This window comes from Saccharomonospora halophila 8, from assembly GCF_000383775.1.
Classification (GTDB): Bacteria; Actinomycetota; Actinomycetes; order Mycobacteriales; family Pseudonocardiaceae; genus Saccharomonospora; species Saccharomonospora halophila.
Map to the genome: position 1 here is coordinate 88,355 of NZ_KB912485.1, position 2,977 is coordinate 91,331.

Consider the following 2,977-nt stretch of genomic DNA (forward strand, 5'->3'; position numbering starts at 1 on the left):
CCGCCCCCGCGCCGGTGACGGCCAGCACGGCGGTGTCCGCGTCGACGGCGGCGACCGGGCCGTGCAACAGGTCGGCACCGCTGTAGGCGCGGGCGGAGACGTAGCTGGTCTCGGCCAGCTTCAGCGCCGCCTCCAGTGCCGTGGCGTACGAGTAGCCGCGCGCCGTGGTCACCACCCGGTCGGCGAACCGGTACCGGTTCGCGGCACGGGTGACCGCGTCCGCGGATTCGTCGAGCGTGCGTGCGGCGAGCGCACCGACCTCGCGGGCGCCTCCGCCGGTGCCACCACGCACGGCGTCGACGAGCAGGTACAGGGCCAGCAGGGTGGCGGTGTAGGTCTTGGTCGCGGCCACCGCCCGTTCCGGCCCGGCACGGACGTCCACGGCCAACTCGGCCGCCTCGGACAGGGCGGAACCGGGGCTGTTCGTCACCGCGAGGGTGCGGGCCCCCTGCCGCCGGGCCGTCCCGGTGACCTCCAGCAGGTCGTCCGAGCCGCCGCTCTGGCTGACCGTGACGAGCAGGACGTCCCGCAGGTCCGGACGGGCCCCGTACAGGGTCGTCGTGGACGGGGAGACCAGCCCCGTGGGTAGCCCGAGCAGGACCTCGACGAGGTACCTGGCGTAGTGCGCGGCGTGGTCGCTGGATCCGCGCGCGGCGAACAGCACGAACCGCGGCGGACGCTCGGCGACGGTGCGGGCCACCGCGGCGATGTCCGCGTGGTCGTCCGCCAGGTCGCCGAGCACGTGGGGCTGCTGGTCGATCTCCGTCCTCATGTGGTCGCCGGGCCTGTCGTTCACGCACTCACCCCGTTCCGCGCGGGACGGCTCGTCGCCGAGGGAGAAAAATCGGTCTGGACCATTTCACGCACGTTCAACCTTCCGACCGAAGGGTACGTTCCAGGATGAGGGGGTTGGACTCGCAGTGAGGGAGTCGGTCATGGTTGAGACGCTTCCCGCCCAGCGGACGCGGGAGCCGAAGTACTGGGCGCTCAAACAACACCTGCTCGACCTGCTCGAAGCCATGCCACCAGGGTCGGCCATCCCGACCGAGCGGGCCCTGGCGAACGAGTTCACCGTCTCCAGGACGACGGTGCGCCAGGCGTTGGCCGACCTGACCGCCGAGGGGCGGTTGCACCGGGTGCAGGGAAAGGGCACGTTCGCCGCCGAGCCGAAGCTCGCCCAGCGCCTCCAGCTGTCCTCCTATACCGAGGACATCCGGGCACAGGGCCGCGAACCCTCGTCCCGGCTGCTGGAGATCGACGAGGAGGTCGCCGAGGGTGAGCTGCCGAAGATGCTGGGTATCCGCAGCGGCGCCAAGGTGCTGCGGGTGCGCAGGCTGCGGTTGGCCGACGACGAACCGATGGCGGTGGAGACGAGTCACCTGCCGCTGGCGCGGTTCCGGGGCCTGCGCAGACAGCTCGAGTCGGGCGGCTCGCTGTACGAGGCGTTGCGCGAGCGCCACGGTGTGGAACTGGAACGCGCGGAGGAGACCATCGAGACCTCCCTCGCGGGTCCGCAGGAGGCCGAGCTGCTCGGGGCGGACGTCGGAATGCCCGTGCTGTTGCTGTCCCGGCAGACGTTCGGAGCGGACGGTCGGCCCGTCGAATACGTGCGCTCGATCTACCGGGGTGACCGGTACAAGTTCGTGACGACTCTGACCAGGCCGGCCGCCACCCGCTCGGCGGCGTCGACCCGGTCGGCGTCAGCCAGGTCGAAGGCATCCTCCCGGCGCTGAGCGCCGCGGCACGGCACCGCCCCCGTCGCTTTAGCGGCGGGGGCGGTGCCGTGTCCGCGTCCGGGTGTGTGTCGACGGAAAGAAATCGCCTGGACACGGGCCGGACATTTCCGGGCGGTATCGGCCCGGTACGGCGAATAGTTATCCGTGCGCATCTTCCGCTGTCCCGAGTGTGTGCGGTATAAGAACATCCGTACGTTTAGTGAACGTCTTCGGAAGGACCCCTCTCATGCGACGCTTAACCGGCATCGGCGCCGGCATGGCGAGCCTGCTTCTCGTCGCGGCGTGCGGTTCGGGCGGCTCCGCCGGTGAGTCCGGTGGTGCGGACCCGGTCACGGTCGGCGTGATCCCGATCGTCGACGTCGCCCCGATCTACCTGGGCGTGGAGCAGGGTTTCTTCGCCGACCAGGGGTTGGACGTCACCCTGGAGAGCAGCCAGGGGGGTGCGGCGATCGTCCCCGGCGTGGTCAGCGAGGAGTTCGAGTTCGGGTTCAGCAACGTGACCTCGCTGCTGCTGGCCGGTGCGAAGGGGCTCCCGCTGCAGATCGTCGGCGCGGGCAACTACTCCACCGGTGAGCAGGGCGACGACTTCAGCGGCGTCGTGGTGCCGGAGGGCAGCGGCATCACGGACGCCTCCGGACTGTCCGGCAAGACCGTCGCCGTCAACACGCTGCAGAACATCGGGGACACCACCGTGCGGCAGTCGGTGGAGAAGGCGGGCGGCAACCCCGACGAGGTGAACTTCGTCGAGCTGCCGTTCCCGGAGATGCCGGGGGCGCTGGCCGAGGGCCGGGTCGACGGGGCGTGGCTGGTCGAACCGTTCCGGACGATCGCCATGAACCAGGGCGGTACGGAGATCGCCTCGAACCTGGTGGACACCCAGGACAACCTCATGATCTCGTCCTACTTCACCAGCAAGCAGTTGCGGCAGTCCGACCCGGAACTCGTCGAGCGGTTCACCACCGCGCTGAACAGGTCGCTGGACTACGCGGAGAACAACCCCGACCAGGCCCGGGAGACCATCCTCGACTACACCGAGATCGACCCGGCCGTCGCGGAGGAGATGACGCTCCCGAAGTGGTCCAGTGAGATCAACACCGGCACCGTGGAGCGGCTCGCCGAGCTGGCGCGGGAGGACGGCCTGGTGGACGAGAAGGTCGACACGGAGGCCCTGCTCCCGTGACGGCCGCGACAGCGACGACCGCACCGGCGCGCGCCCCGCGGACCACGCGGAGCCGCGGCCC

The 2,977-nt window shown here is 70.4% G+C and carries 3 protein-coding genes; 2 read left to right on the forward strand and 1 reads right to left on the reverse strand.

The window, feature by feature from the left end:
- Positions 1–772 (reverse strand): SIS domain-containing protein (locus SACHA_RS19915; RefSeq protein WP_083935757.1); only part of this gene is annotated, 772 nt, incomplete at its 3' end.
- 163 nt (positions 773–935) lie between these two features.
- On the opposite strand from SACHA_RS19915, the gene SACHA_RS0102390 reads away from it, so the two are divergent.
- Positions 936–1,733 (forward strand): GntR family transcriptional regulator, encoded by a 798-nt coding sequence (locus SACHA_RS0102390; protein WP_019806928.1) that lies wholly within the window; start codon positions 936–938, stop codon positions 1,731–1,733.
- Between the two features lie 229 nt (positions 1,734–1,962).
- A complete protein-coding gene (locus SACHA_RS0102395) occupies positions 1,963–2,916 on the forward strand; it encodes an ABC transporter substrate-binding protein (RefSeq protein WP_019806929.1) in 954 nt (317 codons plus the stop codon).
- Positions 2,917–2,977: the final 61 nt, after the last annotated feature.

Excerpts from the sequence above, each read along its gene's own strand:
- SACHA_RS0102390 (WP_019806928.1), top strand. The coding sequence starts at position 936 with ATGGTTGAGACGCTTCCCGCCCAGCGGACGCGGGAGCCGAAGTACTGG.
- SACHA_RS0102395 (WP_019806929.1), top strand. The coding sequence starts at position 1,963 with ATGCGACGCTTAACCGGCATCGGCGCCGGCATGGCGAGCCTGCTTCTC.